1 protein-coding gene is annotated in these 559 nt (G+C 48.1%); it reads left to right on the top strand.

Features of this window, described 5'->3' with window-relative positions; translation table 11 throughout:
* The coding region (locus R7Q48_RS29870) for an MlaD family protein (protein WP_318134006.1) at positions 1–559 on the top strand (559 nt) is incomplete at both ends.

Raw genomic sequence — 559 nt, 5'->3', positions numbered from 1 at the left:
ATCAGCAAAAAGCGCGCAAATTGGGTCGAGTCATTTCACTAGAAACCGACGGCACGCAAGAAGTACTTAAAGGTATGCCGATTGAATACCAAGGCGTGAAGGTAGGTGAAGTGACGCTTGTCGTACCGAATTTCCGTCGCAATCTGGTTGAAATCACCGCCCGAATTTTGCCGGAATACGTGGAAAATATCGCGGTAGAAGGCACGCATTTTTGGCTAACTGAACCTGAAATTGGCCTTGGCGGCGTGAAGAACTTAGGTGCGCTAGTTTCAAAATCTATCAGCGTTGAACCGGGTAATGGCAAGGCGAAGTTCGATTTCCCATTAGAAAAAGGGTTTGACCGTGTAGAAGGCGTCATGTTTACCCTGCAAAGTGAGCAACGCGGTTCGGTTCAAGTCGGTACTCCTGTTCTCTACCGTCAAATGGAAGTTGGTCAAGTTACCGATGTTCGCTTGGGCGAGTTCGCTGATCGCGTGGTTTCCACCATCAAAATCAAACCTGAATACGCGTATTTAGTGCGTCAAAACAGCGTGTTCTGGAATGTGTCGGGTGTGGATGT

Source organism: Vibrio sp. 378, assembly GCF_033339435.1.
The sequence above is the reverse complement of the archived record's forward strand: the minus strand, read 5'-3'. Positions and strand labels throughout refer to the sequence as shown.